Annotated in this window: 18 protein-coding genes, 1 tRNA gene and 3 pseudogenes; 8 read left to right on the plus strand and 14 right to left on the minus strand. The window is 58.7% G+C overall.

Going from position 1 to position 17899, the window contains the following annotated elements; all coding sequences use genetic code 11:
• Nucleotides 1-492 precede the first annotated feature (492 nt).
• Genes M5G20_RS30375 through M5G20_RS26055 form a run of 4 tightly spaced genes read right to left on the minus strand, consistent with a single transcriptional unit; the run spans nt 493 to nt 1700 of the window.
• Entirely contained in the window at nt 493-687 is a 195-nt protein-coding gene (locus tag M5G20_RS30375; protein WP_443218328.1) for a hypothetical protein, read from the minus strand.
• Between the two features lie 7 nt (nt 688-694).
• Nucleotides 695-1210, minus strand: a complete 516-nt coding sequence (locus M5G20_RS26045) for a hypothetical protein (protein WP_273921536.1) — start codon at nt 1208-1210, stop codon at nt 695-697.
• Nucleotides 1207-1449 carry a hypothetical protein gene (locus tag M5G20_RS26050; RefSeq protein ID WP_273921537.1) on the minus strand — a complete coding sequence of 81 codons (243 nt, stop codon included), beginning with the start codon at nt 1447-1449 and terminating at the stop codon, nt 1207-1209. Before M5G20_RS26050 ends, M5G20_RS26045 begins: the two co-directional genes overlap by 4 nt.
• A 2-nt stretch (nt 1450-1451) precedes the next feature.
• Complete coding sequence (locus M5G20_RS26055; RefSeq protein WP_273921538.1) at nt 1452-1700, minus strand: hypothetical protein; 249 nt, start codon at nt 1698-1700, stop codon at nt 1452-1454.
• A 92-nt stretch (nt 1701-1792) separates the two neighbouring features.
• Between M5G20_RS26055 and M5G20_RS26060 the strand changes: the two are divergent.
• From M5G20_RS26060 to M5G20_RS26070, 3 genes and pseudogenes are all read left to right on the plus strand, one after another.
• Nucleotides 1793-2011, plus strand: a pseudogene (locus tag M5G20_RS26060) (cell wall hydrolase); the annotation flags it as partial.
• 41 nt (nt 2012-2052) lie between these two features.
• A pseudogene (locus tag M5G20_RS26065) lies at nt 2053-2520 on the plus strand (lysis protein).
• A gap of 133 nt (nt 2521-2653) precedes the next feature.
• Entirely contained in the window at nt 2654-3037 is a 384-nt protein-coding gene (locus M5G20_RS26070) for a hypothetical protein (protein ID WP_273921539.1), read from the plus strand.
• Between the two features lie 43 nt (nt 3038-3080).
• Here the strand turns inward: M5G20_RS26070 and M5G20_RS26075 are convergent.
• A pseudogene (locus tag M5G20_RS26075) lies at nt 3081-3289 on the minus strand (hypothetical protein).
• Between the two features lie 206 nt (nt 3290-3495).
• Nucleotides 3496-3583: transfer RNA gene (locus M5G20_RS26080), tRNA-Ser, on the minus strand.
• Nucleotides 3584-3706: 123 nt separating this feature from the next.
• Here M5G20_RS26080 and M5G20_RS26085 point away from each other — a divergent pair.
• The gene (locus M5G20_RS26085) at nt 3707-4378 is read left to right on the plus strand and encodes a Bax inhibitor-1/YccA family protein (RefSeq protein WP_008006561.1); all 672 of its coding nucleotides are present in this window, start codon (nt 3707-3709) and stop codon (nt 4376-4378) included.
• 59 nt (nt 4379-4437) lie between these two features.
• Here the strand turns inward: M5G20_RS26085 and M5G20_RS26090 are convergent, their stop codons facing one another.
• Complete coding sequence (locus tag M5G20_RS26090; RefSeq protein WP_273921540.1) at nt 4438-4767, minus strand: YceK/YidQ family lipoprotein; 330 nt, start codon at nt 4765-4767, stop codon at nt 4438-4440.
• Nucleotides 4768-4825: 58 nt separating this feature from the next.
• Entirely contained in the window at nt 4826-5263 is a 438-nt protein-coding gene (locus tag M5G20_RS26095; protein WP_150734403.1) for an Lrp/AsnC family transcriptional regulator, read from the minus strand.
• A gap of 135 nt (nt 5264-5398) precedes the next feature.
• On the opposite strand from M5G20_RS26095, the gene M5G20_RS26100 reads away from it, so the two are divergent.
• The gene (locus M5G20_RS26100) at nt 5399-6292 is read left to right on the plus strand and encodes a DMT family transporter (RefSeq protein WP_273921541.1); all 894 of its coding nucleotides are present in this window, start codon (nt 5399-5401) and stop codon (nt 6290-6292) included.
• Between the two features lies 1 nt (nt 6293).
• Here M5G20_RS26100 and M5G20_RS26105 read toward each other — a convergent pair whose 3' ends face one another.
• Both M5G20_RS26105 and M5G20_RS26110 read right to left on the minus strand, forming a co-directional pair.
• Nucleotides 6294-7334 (minus strand): FUSC family protein, encoded by a 1041-nt coding sequence (locus tag M5G20_RS26105; RefSeq protein WP_273921671.1) that lies wholly within the window; start codon nt 7332-7334, stop codon nt 6294-6296.
• A gap of 44 nt (nt 7335-7378) precedes the next feature.
• Nucleotides 7379-9004 (minus strand): NADP-dependent glyceraldehyde-3-phosphate dehydrogenase, encoded by a 1626-nt coding sequence (locus M5G20_RS26110; RefSeq protein ID WP_273921543.1) that lies wholly within the window; start codon nt 9002-9004, stop codon nt 7379-7381.
• A 256-nt stretch (nt 9005-9260) separates the two neighbouring features.
• On the opposite strand from M5G20_RS26110, the gene M5G20_RS26115 reads away from it, so the two are divergent.
• A complete protein-coding gene (locus M5G20_RS26115; protein ID WP_273921545.1) occupies nt 9261-10148 on the plus strand; it encodes a Dyp-type peroxidase in 888 nt (295 codons plus the stop codon).
• Nucleotides 10149-10164: 16 nt separating this feature from the next.
• Nucleotides 10165-11133 carry a Gfo/Idh/MocA family protein gene (locus M5G20_RS26120; RefSeq protein WP_273921546.1) on the plus strand — a complete coding sequence of 323 codons (969 nt, stop codon included), beginning with the start codon at nt 10165-10167 and terminating at the stop codon, nt 11131-11133.
• 109 nt (nt 11134-11242) lie between these two features.
• Here M5G20_RS26120 and M5G20_RS26125 read toward each other — a convergent pair whose 3' ends face one another.
• The 3 genes from M5G20_RS26125 to M5G20_RS26135 form a co-directional block, all read right to left on the minus strand.
• Complete coding sequence (locus M5G20_RS26125; RefSeq protein WP_273921547.1) at nt 11243-12211, minus strand: 2-hydroxyacid dehydrogenase; 969 nt, start codon at nt 12209-12211, stop codon at nt 11243-11245.
• A gap of 155 nt (nt 12212-12366) precedes the next feature.
• Entirely contained in the window at nt 12367-12975 is a 609-nt protein-coding gene (locus M5G20_RS26130) for a TetR/AcrR family transcriptional regulator (RefSeq protein ID WP_273921548.1), read from the minus strand.
• A 29-nt stretch (nt 12976-13004) separates the two neighbouring features.
• Nucleotides 13005-13388, minus strand: coding sequence for a tautomerase family protein (locus tag M5G20_RS26135; RefSeq protein WP_150734395.1), 384 nt, complete (start codon nt 13386-13388; stop codon nt 13005-13007).
• A 359-nt stretch (nt 13389-13747) separates the two neighbouring features.
• Between M5G20_RS26135 and M5G20_RS26140 the strand changes: the two genes are divergently transcribed.
• Nucleotides 13748-15028, plus strand: coding sequence for a serine/threonine transporter (locus M5G20_RS26140; RefSeq protein WP_273921549.1), 1281 nt, complete (start codon nt 13748-13750; stop codon nt 15026-15028).
• An 89-nt stretch (nt 15029-15117) separates the two neighbouring features.
• Here the strand turns inward: M5G20_RS26140 and acnB are convergent, their stop codons facing one another.
• On the minus strand, nt 15118-17727 hold the full coding sequence (acnB, locus tag M5G20_RS26145) for a bifunctional aconitate hydratase 2/2-methylisocitrate dehydratase (protein WP_273921672.1): 2610 nt from the start codon (nt 17725-17727) through the stop codon (nt 15118-15120).
• Between the last annotated feature and the right edge of the window lie 172 nt (nt 17728-17899).

Raw genomic sequence — 17899 nt, forward strand, 5'->3', positions numbered from 1 at the left:
GCGCTTTCGACACAATCAGCGTGCGCTTCTCGGCTCCGGTCCAACAGGGCTTTCTCCTTGGCGCACTAGTCCCGCTGAATCTGCACATTGTCTTTGGCCATGGCCTGCCTTTTCATTTCCGTGGGCCGGTAGATCCAGCCATGTCTGTCGTCGGCGCAGGTGTGATGCATCTAGGTGCCACCCTCCGCGACCTGATGCGATAGAGGAAAAGTGCGGGTTTCTGCGGCTGGTCTACTCTTGAGGTTCAATATCAACGCCGGTTTTGGCGAACCAATTGGCTCAGCTCACTAATCGAAAGGACTCATATGAAACTCAATATTTTTGCCCTTTGCCTGCTCGCTGTTTTGGTTGGTTGCACAACCGCTGGACCATATGTCACCAACATCTCAAGTGATGGGCGTAATGGTCTGAACATTGAGAAGTGCGCTGTGAAGATGAATGCTTTCATGGGGACTGTTAGCACCACTGAATGTACGAGCCAAAACCTGCAGCTCAGCCGAGGCAATTGATTGCAGGCATCTCCGCGATGCTTTCATTCCGAAACATCCGCGCCACGTTTTCGCTTATCTGTACTTTGTGGCGCGGACTGTCTATCGCTTGAAATGACAACGTCGGACCGAGCGCATGAGCGTTCAAAATCAGGTTAAGCACCTCCTCGCTCATTTCCGTTATGCCGTTCCAGGCCATAAGTCCATCAAGTTTCTGCCGGGTACCGAGCCTGACCCTGTGCCGCAACTCCTTCTCGTCGTACTCGACTCGTTTCTCCGCGGCTTTTGCTGATCGTTCCCGCCCACTCTTTGCCATGATCAACCTCTTCGATGTTGCTGGCAGGAATGGCGATCCAGCCCGACGCGACCCGGTGGTTCGGATTGCTCTCCGCGACCAGGTCCTTGTAGGTTTCCTCGATCAAGTCTTCGAGGTGCGCGGCCAGGTAGTTGCCCTGGGGAGCGACCTCGACCGATTTGGTGTAGCGGTGTCCCCGCTGATCGCGGCACTGGACGCTGAGGTAGATCGTCCAGCGGTGGGCAAAATCGCACACTGCATCCGCGATGCGCTGGCCGGGCGGGATGTTCTTGCAGTTCTTCCAGTTGATCATGCCCTGACGGCCACTGGGATCGATGTTCACCACTGCAACGTGGTTGGTGCTGAGCAGCGCCCGACACGAACGCTCGATCCGGGCGCGCATGTTGTTGGGCTTGCGCACTTTCATAGTGAGTCCGCCAATTTGCGAAGCGCCTTGCGCTCAGCCAAATTCAAGCGCTTGGGTTTGCGCTTGAGGACGGTCTCGGGATCAATCTTCGTCGAGCGCTCGGCAAGCGGTGGATTGATGTGCGCAGGCTCCGACCTGGAGAGTCGGCCGCCGGCAGCAATGTGCTGTTCGACTTGGCGGGAAAGCTCCTGAGTCTTCTCGCGCCGAAACTCGATGTCATATTTGAGGTTGCTGATCATGATCAAGCTCCTAAGCGATGGGCTTGCGCCCGCGCTTTGTCCGCGACTTCATCAACCATCCGACCAAGCTCCAGGTTGAACTGGACCAGCTCTTGGTGAAGCATTGCGATGTATTCTTCATCGCGCTTCATGGTCTCGATGTACAGGCGGCAGTCTTCATCCTGGCGCGGATCGAACGACAGAAAATCCCACCATTCCCGGCCTGTGACGAACATGCAGCCCTGCACCTGCGGCTTGTGTTCCTCGGGCATGCCTTCGAGTCAGGTGCGGACATGGACGGTCTCATTGAATGGGCATTTCGACTCAACACCACCGTCCTCGCCAATCAACCCGTCAGGCGAACAACTATCAGTTCTTGATTGGCTTGAAGCAGATCCCGTTCTGGGAGCTAGCGCAGTGTCGAGTCGTGGCCGACCAAGTGATCGACGGCAAGGTGCCCGATCCCACCGGCGGTGCCAGGCACTATTACGCGATTGCCATGAAGACGCCGCCGGCGTGGGCAGCGAAGGCGAAACAAACACTGAAGCTGGGCGGGCACGTCTTCTTTAAGGATGTGCCTTGAGCCCCCTGGCGTGGAAGGTTGCCGATGCACTGGCGCTGGTGATGCTCGGGGCCATAAGTGCTTGGACGGTTCAGGGCTGGCGATACAGCGCCCAGCTTGCCGAACAGTCGCGGTTGCACACCGACACCCTCAATCAGTTGGCCATGGTCGGCGCCGCTGCGCAGAAGGCCGTTCAGGACAAGCACCTGGCGCTCTAGCAGCGCCAGGCGGCCAGCGACCAATCCCACCATGAGACTTAGACCAATGCCCAAAAAGCCCAGGCTCGCCTGCGCGATCGCCTTGCCACTTCTGATCTGCGGCTGTCAGTCTTCCTCGCCCAGGGGTCAGCCGGTGGCTGTTCAGTGCCTGCCACCGCCGGCGCCGGCGGCGTGGATCATGGAGCCCTTCGAGCCGAACTTGACCCAGCGCATGCTCAACGAATTGTCGCCATCACCGATGAAGGCGACCGAGGACTGATCGCGTTGGCTGCGTGCCAGGCGTACATAAAGGAAATCAATGGAGTCAGGTAGGAGGGGGCTCTAGGTGAAAGCTGGTCTTGAACCGGGCTGGAATGAACTGAGGCGACGAGAGGGTCTCTCTGGCGAATGATCTCGACTATCTTTTCGGAGTAACTGAAACCGTAGTTTAAACGTGGAGGTGCGCATGGAGATCTGGGCAACGAATTTTACGGGCGGCACAGGCTACGAAGATCAGAAATTTAAGCTGGCGGTTACGGGAACCGCAACTGATGACTCGGTTGTAATCGAATTCACGGTCGAACATGAGGAGCGACTTTGCGGGTCTTTGACCTTAACTAAGACAATATCGAATATATCGCTAACAAAATTCGACCCTAATACATTCAACTTTGTGGCCTGCCTACTAGCCAGCGGAGGTGGAACTCTGGCTCACGAGCTTGGGGATTGCCAGGGAAAGCACGGGTTTAAGCCATTTGAAATTATCGCTTGCATGGCGGCTAAAGGTCATATCCTTGAACCAGCAATAACCACCGCTGTGATTTCTTGCTGGATCGGTAGTGGCAATTGAAAGGTCGAAGATGCGCCTTCTGGTTCGCACGGGGAAGGCCCCTTCACTCCGGCGTCATCATCACCGCGAGCGTCATCTTGATGAATTCCTCGTTCCGATTGATCGCTTCCAGCGCGCCGCGCACATTTCCGCCGACCTCGGTCGCTCCGCGTTTCTCAGCCAAAGCGTGAGCTCCATGATGGCGGCTTTTAGGGCGAGCTGATTCTCGTTGATTTTGTAGAGCAGGGAAGGGAGCAGGTCTGAGTTCGGCACGACTGGATACTCAGTTATGAGGTCAGCGTAGCACCGTGTTAGATGAAGGTTTTTTAACGGTCGGTAGGACGCCGGAAGAGGGGGATTGGACGCTAGTTATGGAACACTTCAAAAATAGTTATGGAACACATGGCGTGAGTCAACATCTTCTCCAAACGCCAGAAACGACAAAGCCCTGAAAAATCAGGGCTTTGTCGGTACAAATATGGCGGAGGCGATGGGATTCGAACTCATGGACCTGTTACAGTCGACGGTTTTCAAGACCGTTGCCTTAAACCACTCGGCCACACCTCCGTTTGCGTTGCGGGCGCCATAATACCTGAATGAAACACACTGTCAAACTCTCTGCATAGCTTGTTACAGGGCGTCTGTTATGATCTTTGCGACTGAACGTTTCAAACCAACAGGAGTGTCGCCATGCGCGAACAGGATTACGCAGTTAATAACAGCGTGCAGGCTGAGCAGCTAGAGGTTAGCCGCGTCCTGCGCAACACATACGGCTTGCTCGCCCTGACCCTCGCATTCAGCGGTGTAATGGCTTTCGTTGCCCAGCAGATGCGTGTTGGCTACCCGAATATTTTCGTGGTGCTGATCGGCTTCTACGGTCTTTTCTTCCTCACCAACAAACTCCGTGACTCCGCCTGGGGCCTGGTGTCGGCATTTGCCCTGACCGGTTTCATGGGTTTCCTGCTCGGCCCGATCCTCAACCGTTACCTGGGCATGCAGGGCGGCGCTGAAGTCGTCAGCTCGGCATTCGCGATGACGGCACTGGTGTTCGGCGGCTTGTCGGCTTACGTACTGATCACCCGCAAGGACATGAGCTTCCTCGGCGGTTTCATCACTGCAGGCTTCTTCGTGCTGCTGGGTGCAACGCTGGCGAGCTTCTTCTTCCAGATCAGTGGCCTGCAACTGGCGATCAGCGCAGGTTTCGTGCTGTTCTCCTCGGTCTGCATCCTGTTCCAGACCAGCGCCATCATCCATGGCGGCGAGCGTAACTACATCATGGCGACCATCAGCCTGTATGTATCGATCTACAACCTGTTCGTCAGCTTGTTGCAGCTGTTCGGCATCATGAGCCGCGATGACTGATCATCGGCACTGACAAAAAAACCCGCTTCGGCGGGTTTTTTATTGGCTGCAATTCAGGATTACTCGTTGATGATAATGCTGCCATCGGCCTGCTGACGGTAAATGGTATAGGGCAGCAGCAGGGTGTCGAGCGCGCCGGAAACGACCACGTCCAGCAGTACGATGGCCGGAGCACTGTCATGCTTGTCGGCATCCCGTCCATTTTGCAGCGGGGCGTTCAATGCACAAAAGTCGTAGGTGACACCGCTGTAGATCCGCGGAATGGCGCCACAGTAACTCTTTTGCTCCTTGAGACTTTTCGCCGCCACCTCATCACCGCGCACCACCGTCTGGACCGTGCCGCATCCCGTGAGCATCAAAGCCGCCAATAGCGTTGCCTGAATTTTCATACCGCCAGTCCTTTGTCGAATCGACCGTCAGTTTGCATCAATCAAGATCAATTATCACCTAGGCCATCGGCGGCAACCGGCGCTTGACCGGGGTTTTCTTGACGATGGCGGTGTTGGTTTCCGCGTAGGTGTTGAGGCGATCGAGCAGGGTGTCCAGTTGTTCCATCGAGCGTACGTGCAGGCGCGCGATGAAGCAGTCGTCGCCGATGACTTTGTCGCACTCGGTGAACTCGGGTATGGCGATGATTTGCCGTTCCACCTCCTGCAGCTGGCCTGGTAGCGGGCGTATGCGCACGATGGCCTGGAATTGGTAACCGAAATATTTCGGGTCGATTTCCACGGTGTAACCCTTGAGCACACCACGCTCTTCGAGGCGCCGCAGGCGCTCGGCAACGCTGGGTGAAGACAAACCGCTGATTTGCGCCAGGGCCTTGAGCGAGCGTCGCGAGTCTTCCATCAGTGCCGTGATCAGAACCTGATCGATGTCATCAGTCATGACGAAACCTCTATTAGGCAGATTGTCGAAAATGCCTTCGCATAAAAGGCAGATACCGAGTTTATCCTTATTTTTGCGCTGGAGAGGCGCCTCGGCTGATCGGCATAATTTGCCCATCAACAAGGGAGTTTGAAGATGGACAAATCAATACGTCACGGCTCGTTCGAAATGACCGCCGCCATGCTGATCTCCGGAACCATCGGCTGGTTCGTGCTGGTTTCAGGGCAACCGGTACTGGATGTGGTGTTCTGGCGCTGCGTGTTCGGGGCCGGCACTTTGCTGCTGATATGTGCAGCGTTTGGCTTCCTGCGTCCCGGGATTCTGACCCGCACCACCTTCCTGCTGGCCGTGCTCAGTGGTGGGGCAATTGTCGGCAACTGGGTGCTGTTGTTCGCCTCCTATTCTCGCGCCTCGATTGCCATCGGCACCGCCGTTTATAACGTTCAGCCGTTCATGCTGGTAGGTCTTGCGGCGATGTTCCTCAACGAGAAAATCACCCTGACAAAAATGGCGTGGCTGGGTGTGTCGTTTCTCGGGATGCTGGCGATTGTCAGTGCCCATGGAGGGCAGGGCGAGATTGGCAACGAATACCTGCTGGGCATTGCGCTGGCGTTGGGTGCAGCCTTTCTTTACGCGATTGCCGCGTTGATCATCAAGCGCTTGACGGGCACGCCACCGCATCTGATCGCGCTGATTCAGGTCAGCACCGGCGTGCTGTTACTCGCGCCGTTTGCCCACTTTTCGGCTTTGCCACAATCGCCGAGTGCGTGGGCCAGCCTGATTACGCTGGGCATCGTGCACACGGGCGTGATGTACGTGCTGTTGTATGGCGCGATCCAGAAGCTGCCGACCGCATTGACCGGCGCGTTGTCATTCATCTATCCGATCGCGGCGATCTTCGTCGACTGGTTCGCCTTTGGCCACCGTCTGGAGTTGCTGCAATGGGTCGGAGTCGCCGCGATACTGCTCGCCGCTGCGGGTATGCAGCAGGGTTGGTGCCTGAAGTTTCGACGCACGGTAACGCAATAAATCAGATGTTCCAGCGCGGCGCGGTTTTCGCCAGTCGCTGGCGCATCTCGCCAATGTTGGCAGCCAGTTGCTGCGTCAATAAACGGTAACCATCCAGGGGCTTGTAGACCGGCGCATCGAGGCTGACGATCGGCAACTCCATGGGCCGACTCAGCCGGTGGATCACGCCGGACTTCAGTGCCCGAGCCATGCCAATCAATTGCACGCGGATCTGCCTGTGTTCGGCGGATAACGCCGCTTGCATTGGCGTCAGGGCTTTGGGGTCGTCCGCGCCGGGGCGGATATTGCCAAGAATCTCCAGGGTGCTGACGCACAAGCGCAAATGACGCTGAATGGCATCGAGTTCGTTCATCGAAATCTTGACCTCCTTTGATACCGATGGCATCAGTGAACGCTGTTGCACCATCACTGTATTCAGGCGCCCCATCAGTTTCAGATGTTCGTCGTCAGTGACGGGTTGGCCATTGATGATGCGCCCATAGATCGTTGCGCAATCGCGCAGGGCATCAGCCAGGTTGTAACGCCAGGAATAGACCGCATAGAGCGGCAGGGCGAAGGAGAACGCCAGGGCCAGCGCAATGCCGATCAGGATGTCGACCCCACGCCACAGTCCGTCAGAGACGGGATTGTCACCATGCCCCGCGACAATGAACACGGTAATGCCGGCCAGCAGTGCGGTGTATCCGCCCTTGCCAATCGCGTGGTACGAGAAAAATCCGCAAACCACCGCCATCGCGAAGTAAGTCAGCCACGGCATGCCGAGCCAGGATTGTTGCACCACCAAAACAAGACCGACCGCCGCACCGATCAATGTCCCGACGGCACGTTCGGCGGCTTTTTTGCCAATGTTGCCATGGTGCTGCAAGCCGCCGATTACCACGAGCATCGTCACCGACGCCCACTCACCGTGGGGCAGGTTGATGCCGGTGGTCAGCAGGATTGACGCCAATAGCCCGAGCGACACACGTACCGCGTGGATCATCCGGGCATGGCGATAGCGTCGGTACGGGTCCAGCAGTGGACGCAATAAGCGGCGCAACAGGGGTGGCAGGCGAAGTGAGGTCGATGTGCTCAGTTTCGCGCTCCTCAGAAGATGTAGTCAGTGGTCAAAAAGCTCGAACTGCGCCCACTGATGATCTCGCTGATCAGGTCTTTGTTGGTCTCCTGGAATTTGGTCGCCACCAGCGTGCGGATCGAAAACACCCGCAACGCATCGTGGACCGACAAGGTGCCTTCGGCGGAGTTCTTGCGTCCGTTGAACGGGTAGGTGTCCGGGCCGCGTTGGCACTGGGCGTTGAGGTTGATGCGCCCGACCTGGTTGGCGAAGGTGTCGACCAGGCGGCCGACGGCTACCGGGTTGGTGCCGAAGATACTCAATTGCTGGCCGAAGTCCGATTCCAGGACGTAATCGATCACCGTGTCCAGATGACGGTACGGCACGATGGGCACCACCGGGCCGAACTGTTCTTCCTGGTAAACGCGCATCTGCGGGGTCACCGGGTACAGCACGGCGGGGTAGAAGAACGACGCCCGGGCTTCGCCGCCATTGGGATTGACCACTTTGGCGCCTTTGCTGACGGCATCGGCCACCAGCGAGTGCAGGTAGTCGACCTTGCTCGACTCCGGTAGCGGCGTCAGGGCTACGCCGCTTTCCCATGGCATGCCGGGTTTGAGGGTGGCAAGTTTGGCGTTGAATTTCTCGATGAATGAGTCGACCACGTCTTCGTGGACAAACAGGATTTTCAGCGCGGTGCAGCGCTGGCCGTTGAACGACAGCGACCCGGTGACCGCTTCGTTGACCGCGTTGTCCAGGTCCACCTCTGGCAGGACGATGCCGGGGTTTTTTGCATCGAGCCCCAAGGCGGCACGCAAGCGGTGGGGTTTGGGGTGGAGTTTTTTCAGGTCGCTGGCGGCTTTGTTGGTACCGATGAAGGCGAAGATGTCTATCTTGCCGCTGGCCATCAGCGCACTGACGGTTTCCCGGCCGCTGCCGTAGATCACGTTGATCACCCCGGCCGGGAAGCTGTCGCGGAAGGCTTCGAGCAATGGCCGAATCAGCAGCACACCGAGCTTCGCCGGTTTGAACACCACGGTGTTGCCCATGATCAGCGCCGGGATCAGCGTGGTGAAGGTTTCATTCAACGGATAGTTGTAAGGTCCCATGCACAACGCCACACCGAGCGGGACGCGGCGGATCTGGCCGAGGGTGTCTTGCTCCAGCTCGAAACGGCTGGAGCGGCGGTCGAGTTCCTTGAGTGCGTTGACGGTGTCGACGATGTAATCGCAGGTGCGGTCGAACTCTTTTTCCGAATCCTTGAGGTTCTTGCCGATTTCCCACATCAGCAATTTGACCACCGCGTCGCGTTGCTCCCGCATACGCGCGAGAAAGCTTTCGACGTGCTGGATACGTTCAGCCACGCGCATCGTCGGCCACAAGCCCTGGCCGCGATCATAGGCGCGGACGGCGGCGTCGAGGGCGGTCAGAGCGGTTTCGGCATCAAGCAGTGGCGTGCTGCCGAGGATCACTTGTTCGTCGCCATTGGCGCCGCTCAGGTACACCGGGCTGCGGACCTGGGCGAGGGGGCCCGGCCAGGTTTTGAGGACGCCATCGACCAGGTATTCGCGCTGCTCGGTCGGACCGTCGAGACGGTATTTTTCCGGAATGTTGCCAGCCTCGGGAAACAGGTTGCCAAGGAGATCTGCTGTGCTCATGTCGCTACCCCGTGTGAGATGTCAGCCGTACGCTGATGGCTTGCCGTTCGGAAATCGCTTCAAAGGTTATACGCCCTGATGACCCGGTTTTTTAAGTCATTCGAGTGGCGACGGGCAGAATAGAGGGGCGGGGATCTGGATCTTGTGCCTCAAGCGTAGACCGGTTTGCCCGGATCTTGAAATGCGACTTTTGGCCTCGGAGCACACAACGGTCGGTGCTGCGGTTAAACTTCGCGCTCTTTATCAAGGAGTTCATATGAGTCATTACCAGCCGGGCATTCTCGCCACCCCAGTTCCGCCTCACGCCCGTCATATGTTCTTCGCCCTGGAGTCCGCCGCTGAACTGCCGGCGGCGCTGGATAAACTGCTGCAACTGGTGGACGGCAAATCGGCGGTGGTCGGTTTCGGTGAGTCCCTGGTCAAGGCGCTGGAGGGCAACATCAAAGGCTTGCGCGTGTTCCCGGCGTTGACCGGCGTGGGCGTCGACAACCCGTCGACACAACAGGCGCTGTGGTGCTGGTTGCACGGAACGGATCGTGGCGAATTGCTCAATCGCAGCAAAGCCTTTGAAGCCGCGCTGGCACCGGCCCTGCGCCTGGTGCAGGTGACTGAAGGCTTCCGTCACCGCGACGGCCACGACCTGACCGGCTATGAAGACGGCACCGAAAACCCTCGCGACGAAGCCGCTCTGGCTGCCGCGTTGGTCAGCGACGGCGCTGACGGTACGGTGGGCGGCAGTTTCGCCGCGATCCAGCAATGGCAGCATGACCTCAAGCGTTTTCACGCCATGCCGTCCCATGAAACGGACGACATCATGGGGCGCCGTCTGAGCGACAACGAAGAAATCGATGACGCGCCGATCTCCGCCCACGTCAAACGCACCGCCCAGGAAAGCTTTGCGCCTGAGGCGTTCGTGGTCCGTCGTTCGATGCCATGGATCGAAGACGAACGCGCCGGCCTGATGTTTCTTGCTTTCGGTTTTTCCCTCGATGCCTTCGAAGTCCAGTTGCGCCGCATGAGCGGTCTGGAGGACGGCATCACTGACGGTCTCTACCGCATCAGTCGCCCGATCACCGGCGGTTACTACTGGTGCCCGCCATTGCAAGACGGTCGACTGAACTTGCGTGCATTGAACATCGGCTAACCCTCAGGGAGTGATTATGAACGTGGTGCGTTGGGGCATGATCGGTTGCGGCAGCGTCGCCGAGCTCAAAAGCGGGCCAGCCTTCTACAAGGCACCTGGCTCGGCGCTGGTGGCCGTGATGGGGCGGCGCCTGGAGGCGGTCAGCGATTATGCGGCGCGCCACGGGATCGAGCGGGTCTACACCGATGTCGATGCCCTGATCAACGATCCGGAAGTGGACGCGGTGTACATCGCCACGCCGCCCGACAGTCACCACGCCTATGCGCTGAAAGTGGCTGCTGCCGGCAAGCATTGCTGCGTCGAAAAGCCGATGTCGCTGAACGCCGGGCAAAGCCGCGAGATGCACCAGGCCTTTGTCGATGCCGGGCTGCATCTATTCGTTTCTTACTATCGACGTTCGCTGCCGCGCTTTCAGCAAGTGCGACAGTGGCTGGAGCAAGGCCGAATCGGCGAAGTCCGGCACCTGACCTGGACACTCACCAAGGCGCCCTCGGCAACGGATCTGCAGGGCATCGGCAATTGGCGAACCGACCCGGCAATTGCCGGCGGTGGTTATTTCGCCGATCTGGCCAGTCATGGTTTTGATCTGTTCCAGTACTTGCTGGGCGACATCGTTGACGTCGCCGGGTTTACCGGGCGGCAAGCCGGTTTGTATGCCGCCGAAGACGCCGTCAGCGCCAGTTGGCGATTCGCTTCGGGCGCGATGGGCATGGGGTGCTGGAATTTTGTTGCCGACCGCCGCGAAGACCGGGTCGAGGTGATTGGCAGCAAGGGCCGGATCAGTTTTTCAGTGTTCGATGAGCATCCGGTTGAGCTGCAGGCAGACGAACAACTCAGTTTGAACATCGAGCATCACGCCCATATTCAATGGCACCATGTGCTGGGTATGAATGCGCATATCCGCGGTGACGCGCAGCATCCGGCGGTGGCCGGGGAGGCGCTGAAAACCGATTGGGTGATGGACCAGATCCTCAAGCGGCGCTGAAATTTCAGATCACACACGCTCCCCCTGAGCGAGCTTGCTCAGGGCCTAATCTGGCACAACGCCCGCCGCACGCAGCGGGGTTGATGATTTGAATGTGCCTGCGAGTGCTTCAATTAACCTGCTGGATGACGGTCGGCAGGGGTAACTCGATGGGCGTCAGCACCGGTTGCCCGGAGAAATACGCCACCAGATTTTTGCCCACCAGTTCTACCGTACCTTGGGTCGCTTCTGGCGAAAGCCCGGCAACGTGGGGCGTGAGGATCACGTTGTTCAGGCATTTCAGCGCATCCGGCACCTGAGGTTCGTGATCGAAGACATCCAGTGCGGCGCCGGCGATCCGACGCTGCTCCAGTGCCGTCACCAGGTCAGCCGTGACGATCACGCTGGCCCGGGCGATGTTGACGATGAAACCCTTCGGCCCAAGCGCGTCGAGCACTTGTCGGTTGATCAGGTGTTTGGTGCCGATCCCGCCTGGCGTGGCGACGATCAGAAAATCCGAGGCGCGCGCCAGTTCGGTGGGCGTCGAGCAGAAGGTGTAAGGCAAGTCGCTGCGATGCTGGCGATTGTGATAGCACACGCTCATGTCAAAACCGGCATTGGCGCGTTTGGCAATGGCCATGCCGACCGCACCAAGGCCGAGAATGCCCAGGCGTTTGCCGGCCAGCGACGGGCGCATGATCTTTGGCCATTCACCCCGGCGTACGGCCGCATCGCAGCGGGGAATATCGCGCACCAGCGACAACAGCAGCGCCATGGCGTGGTCAGCCACCGAAGAGGCGTTGACGCCGGCACCGTTGGTCACGGTGATGTGACGGTCGGCCGCGGCGTGCAGGTCGACGTGTTCATAGCCGGCACCGATCACGCAAATGATCTTGAGGACGGGCAGGGCGGCAATTTCATCGGCATATAGCCCCAGTGGGCCGCGGGTCAGCACCGCGTCGATCTGGCCACCGTGTCGGGCAATCGCGGCAGCGCGTTCGGCCGGGGTCGGGGCCAGGATCAGGTGAAACCCCTGGTGTTCGAGGATGGGCAGGTAATCATTAATGGTTTCCACCAGTACCAGAACGGTTGCGGGCATGCTTGGCTCCTGTGTGCATCGCAAAATCGGGCTCGAACGTCACTTGAGATTGCTGGCGGCGAGGCTTTTTGGCAATGGCCAATGCTGAACGTCCTTGCCGCCGCGCTCCTGAGTGTAGGAGCTGGCGAGGCCTGCGAGGGTTTTCTCTTGGCAATTCAGACGGGAGAAGGGGCGTCGGGTTTTGCTGCGGTCAGATAACGGCACACCGTTTCGAGGATTTCATCCGATAAGGCTTCGCCACGGGTGGCGCGGGCGAGTGTGAGGGCGCCGACCATCATCGAATACTGCACCAGTGCCTGCTGGCGATTTTCGCCGGGATCACTCGACTCCATCAGTTGACTGAAGGAGTCGAGCAGTCTGTTCAGGCCGTCCATGAACGGCTCGCGCAAGCCGCTATCCGCACTTTCATGGCACATGTCGCCGGCGAAGGCCACCACCGGGCAGCTGTCCCCGGGATTATCCCGGCTGTGAGCGGACAGGTACGGTTCAATCAAGGCGCGACGTGACGAAGCTTTGTCCTCGCCCGAGGCGGCGCGTTCCCGCCAGCGTGTTCCCACCTGATTGAATGCCCGTTCGCTGGCCTCCCTGGCCAGCGCTTCCTTGGATTCGAAGTGGCCATAGAACCCGCCATGGGTCAGGCCGGCCGCAGCCATCACATCAACCACGCTGATGCCATGCAGGCCGCGCTCGCGAAACAGCCGCGTGGCGGCCTCGACGATGATTTCGCGATTGAGGTCGGCTTGCTTGCGGGAAACTCGGGGCATCAGGCACTCACAGTTATCAGGTTTGAATGTCAGAGGGCGTACTGGGCAATGCCATTGCCGAACGACCAGTTCTCTTTCTTCACTTCCACCAGATTAATGAAAACATCTTCCGCACGCACGGCCAGTTGCGCATTAAGGCCATCGACGATGGTTTTGTAGAGCAGTTTCTTCTTCTCCAGCGTTCGTCCTTCACTCAGCGTGATCTGAATAATCACCAGGTTATCGGTGCGCTGGATGCCCAAGTACTGCGGGTCAAAAATGAAGTGCTGTTCATCATGTTCGTTGAGGATCTGGAAGTTATCGTTTTCCGGCACGTCGATGGCGCTGCGCAGAGCGGCATAGATCAACTGCCCGATACGTTTGGCGTAGGTGGGATCCTGCTGTTTTTTGATGTCGACGCGAACCAGCGGCATGGGCAGACTCCAGAACAAATACAGGTGTATTCAAAATACATGACGGCAAACCTTTAACAAGGGCTGGCTGATGAAAAGCGACCACAGGCATTGCACGTCACAAGGCGCGAGCTCGCGATAGCGGTGTGTCAGGTTATCAAGGGCTGGATACGCCGCAGTCATCGCGAGCAAGCCCGCTCCCACAGGGACATCAGCGCCTCATAAACTCGAGTTGGTACCACCGTTCCTCACCTAAGTCTTTGCTTCTGTTCACTAATCCCGGACAATCGCGCCCCTGTTTCGGCCAGAGCGCTGCCTGTCGGGTATTCCGACGCGTTTTGGCCGGGTGGCAAGTGACCGGAATGTGGAGATCCCACCGGATGAATGATCAGGCCAATAGCGTCAACAAACGCTATGTAGAAACGACACCAGCGACGCTTTCCAGCTGGAATCGCCAAGACACCACCTGGATGCTGGGCCTGTTTGGCACGGCGATTGGTGCAGGTACCCTGTTTTTGCCGATCAACGCAGGTCTGGGCGGCTTCTGGCCGTTGCTGGTCCTGGCGCTGCTGGCGTTCCCGATGACGTTCTACGCACACCGCGGCCTGACCCGGTTCGTGCTGTCCGGTCGCGAAGGCGCCGACATCACCGACGTGGTGGAAGAGCATTTCGGCATCAAGGCCGGCGCGCTGATCACCCTGTTGTACTTCTTCGCGATCTTCCCGATCCTGCTGATCTACAGCGTGGCACTGACCAACACCGTGGGCAGTTTCCTTGAGCATCAATTGCACATCACGCCGCCACCGCGCGCCGTGTTGTCGCTGGTGCTGATCCTCGGCCTGCTGGCCGTGGTGCGTTGCGGCGAGCAAATGATCGTCAAGGCCATGAGCCTGATGGTTTACCCGTTCATCGTCGCGCTGCTGTTTCTCGCGGTGTACCTGATTCCACACTGGAACGGCGGCATTCTCGCCACCGCCAGCCAGGTGCCTGCGCCGTCGGCGCTGCTGCACACCTTGTGGCTGGCCATTCCTGTGATGGTGTTCTCGTTCAACCACTCGCCGATCATCTCGGCGTTTGCGGTCGACCAGAAGCGTCGTTATGGCGAACACGCCGAGGAACGCAGCTCGCAGATCCTGTCCCGCGCCCATCTGTTGATGGTGGTGATGGTGCTGTTCTTCGTCTTCAGTTGCGTGCTGACCCTGTCGCCAGCGCAACTGGCTGAAGCCAAGGCGCAGAACCTGTCGATCCTGTCGTACCTGGCCAACCACTTCAGCAACCCGACCATCGCCTTCGCCGCGCCGTTGATTGCTTTCGTGGCCATTTCCAAGTCGTTCCTGGGCCACTACATCGGTGCCAGCGAAGGTCTCAAGGGCCTGATCGTCAAGAGCGGCATGCGTCCGTCCGCCAAGGCCCTGGACCGCATGACTGCCGCGTTCATGCTGGTAGTGTGCTGGATCGTAGCCACGCTCAACCCGAGCATCCTCGGCATGATCGAAACCCTGGGCGGCCCGGTGATCGCGGCAATCCTGTTCCTGATGCCGATGTACGCGATCCGCAAGGTACCGGCCATGGCGCGTTATCGTGGTCAGGCTTCCAACGTCTTCGTGACGGCGGTAGGCCTGGTGGCGATTACAGCGTTGATCTATTCGTTGAGCGCATGATCCACAAAAAGCTTTCAGTGCTAAAACTCACGGCATAAAAAAACGCCGCTCATCTCACGATGGGCGGCGTTTTTTATTGCGTTGTAACGTTAGGCTTGAACGACCGGGATGTTGGCGTTCGCTGCAGCTTCACGGAACTCGGCGATCTGGTCGAAAGACAGGTAGCGGTAAACATCAGCCGCCATGCTGTCGATCTTGCCAGCGTATTCCATGTACTCCTCGACGGTCGGCAGGCGACCCATGATTGAGGCCACGGACGCCAGCTCGGCCGAAGCCAGGTAGACGTTCGCGCCGTCACCCAGACGGTTCGGGAAGTTACGGGTCGAAGTCGACACAACAGTCGAGTTCGGCTCTACACGTGCCTGGTTACCCATGCACAGCGAGCAGCCTGGCATTTCCATGCGCGCGCCAGCCTTGCCGTAGATGCCGTAGTAGCCTTCTTCGGTCAGTTGGTGAGCGTCCATCTTGGTCGGCGGCGACAGCCACAGACGAGTTGGCAGCTGACCCTTGACCTGTTCCAGCAGTTTACCAGCAGCGCGGAAGTGACCGATGTTGGTCATGCACGAACCGATGAACACTTCGTCGATCTTCTCGCCAGCGACGCTGGAGAGCAGGCGAGCGTCGTCCGGATCGTTCGGCGCACAGAGCACAGGCTCGTTGATGTCGGCCAGATCGATTTCGATGATTTCAGCGTATTCGGCGTCGGCATCGGCTTCCATCAGCTCAGGGTTGGCGACCCAGGCTTCCATCGCTTGGGCACGACGTTCCAGGGTACGTGCATCGCCGTAGCCTTCGCCGATCATCCAGCGCAACAGGGTGATGTTGGACTGCAGGTACTCAGTGATCGACTCTTTCGACAGCTTGATGGTGCAACCGGCAGCCGAACGTTCGGCCGAGGCGTCGGACAGCTCGAAAGCTTGTTCCAGCGTCAGGCCTTCCAGGCCTTCGATTTCCAGGATGCGGCCGGAGAAGGCGTTTTTCTTGCCCTTCTTCTCGACAGTCAGCAGACCGTTCTGGATGGCGAAGTAAGGAATGGCATGAACCAGGTCACGCAGGGTGATGCCAGGTTTCATTTTGCCTTTGAAGCGCACCAGGATCGATTCCGGCATGTCCAGCGGCATGACGCCGGTGGCAGCGGCGAACGCCACCAGACCGGAACCGGCCGGGAACGAGATGCCCATCGGGAAACGGGTGTGGGAGTCACCACCAGTACCCACGGTGTCCGGCAGCAGCATGCGGTTCAGCCACGAGTGGATGATGCCGTCGCCCGGACGCAGGGAAACGCCGCCGCGGGTCATGATGAAGTCAGGCAGGGTGTGGTGGGTGGTCACGTCGATCGGCTTTGGATAGGCCGCGGTGTGGCAGAAGGACTGCATCACCAGATCAGCGGAGAAGCCCAGGCACGCCAGGTCTTTCAGTTCGTCACGGGTCATTGGACCGGTGGTGTCCTGAGAACCTACGGTGGTCATCTTCGGTTCGCAGTAGGTGCCAGGACGTACGCCTTGGCCTTCTGCCAGACCGCAAGCCTTGCCGACCATTTTCTGTGCCAGGGTGAAACCCTTGGTGCTTTCAGCCGGGGCTTCAGGCTTCTTGAACAGGTCGAACGCTGGCAGACCCAGTTCGGCGCGAGCCTTCTCGGTCAGGCCGCGGCCGATGATCAGCGGAATACGGCCGCCGGCGCGAACTTCGTCCAACAGGACCGGCGTCTTCATTTCGAAGGTGGTCAGGACTTCGTCGGTGCCGTGCTTGCAGACTTTGCCAGCATGCGGGTACAGGTCGATCACGTCGCCCATGTGCATGTTGGATACGTCGAATTCAATTGGCAGTGCGCCGGCATCTTCCATGGTGTTGTAGAAGATCGGAGCGATTTTGCTGCCGAAGCAGAAACCGCCGGCACGCTTGTTCGGCACGTAAGGAACGTCGTCGCCGAAGAACCACAGAACCGAGTTGGTGGCCGATTTACGCGAAGAACCGGTACCAACTACGTCACCGACGTAGGCGATAGGGAAACCGCCGTTGCGCATTTCTTCGATCTGCTTCATCGGACCGGTGACGCCTTGTGCGTCAGGCACGATGCCGTCGCGAGCCATTTTCAGCATGGCCAGGGCGTGCAGCGGGATGTCCGGGCGGGACCAGGCATCAGGAGCAGGGGACAGGTCGTCGGTGTTGGTTTCGCCAGTGACCTTGAATACGCGCAGGCTGATCTTGTCGGCCAGGGTAGGGCGGTTCTTGAACCACTCGCCGTCAGCCCAGGACTGCAACACGCCTTGAGCGTGAACGTTACCGTTCTTGGCTTTTTCAGCGACGTCGTGGAAGGCATCGAACATCAGCAGGGTGTGCTTGAGTTCTTCGGCAGCTACTGGCGCCAGTTCGGCGTCGTCCAGCAGGTTCACCAGTGTCACGATGTTGTAGCCGCCCTGCATGGTACCGAGCAGTTCAACAGCGCGCTTCTTGTCGATCAGTGGGGACTTGGCTTCGCCCTTGGCGATGGCAGACAGGAAACCGGCCTTTACATAGGCTGCTTCGTCCACGCCAGGCGGAACACGATTGGTGATCAGGTCAACGAGGAATGCTTCTTCGCCAGCCGGGGGATTTTTCAGCAGCTCGACCAGGCCTGCAGTTTGTTCGGCGTTAAGCGGCTGGGGAACGATACCCAGTGCTGCACGCTCTTCGATATGTTTGCGGTAGGCTTCAAGCACAGTTATTACCCTCATCAGTGGTCCCAAATGGGTGTCCGGGACGCTCATCCCGAAATTGCCGTACTCATGCGCTGCATGGCGTTGTGGGCCACTTAGCCAGAATTACCGACAATTCCTTACAGAAGCTGCTTTCAAAGTTTTACGCCTGCAGAACGGGAGCTGATGAGGGTTG

The organism is Pseudomonas sp. TNT2022 ID1044 (assembly GCF_028656895.1).
GTDB classification, from domain to species: Bacteria; Pseudomonadota; Gammaproteobacteria; order Pseudomonadales; family Pseudomonadaceae; genus Aquipseudomonas; species Aquipseudomonas reinekei.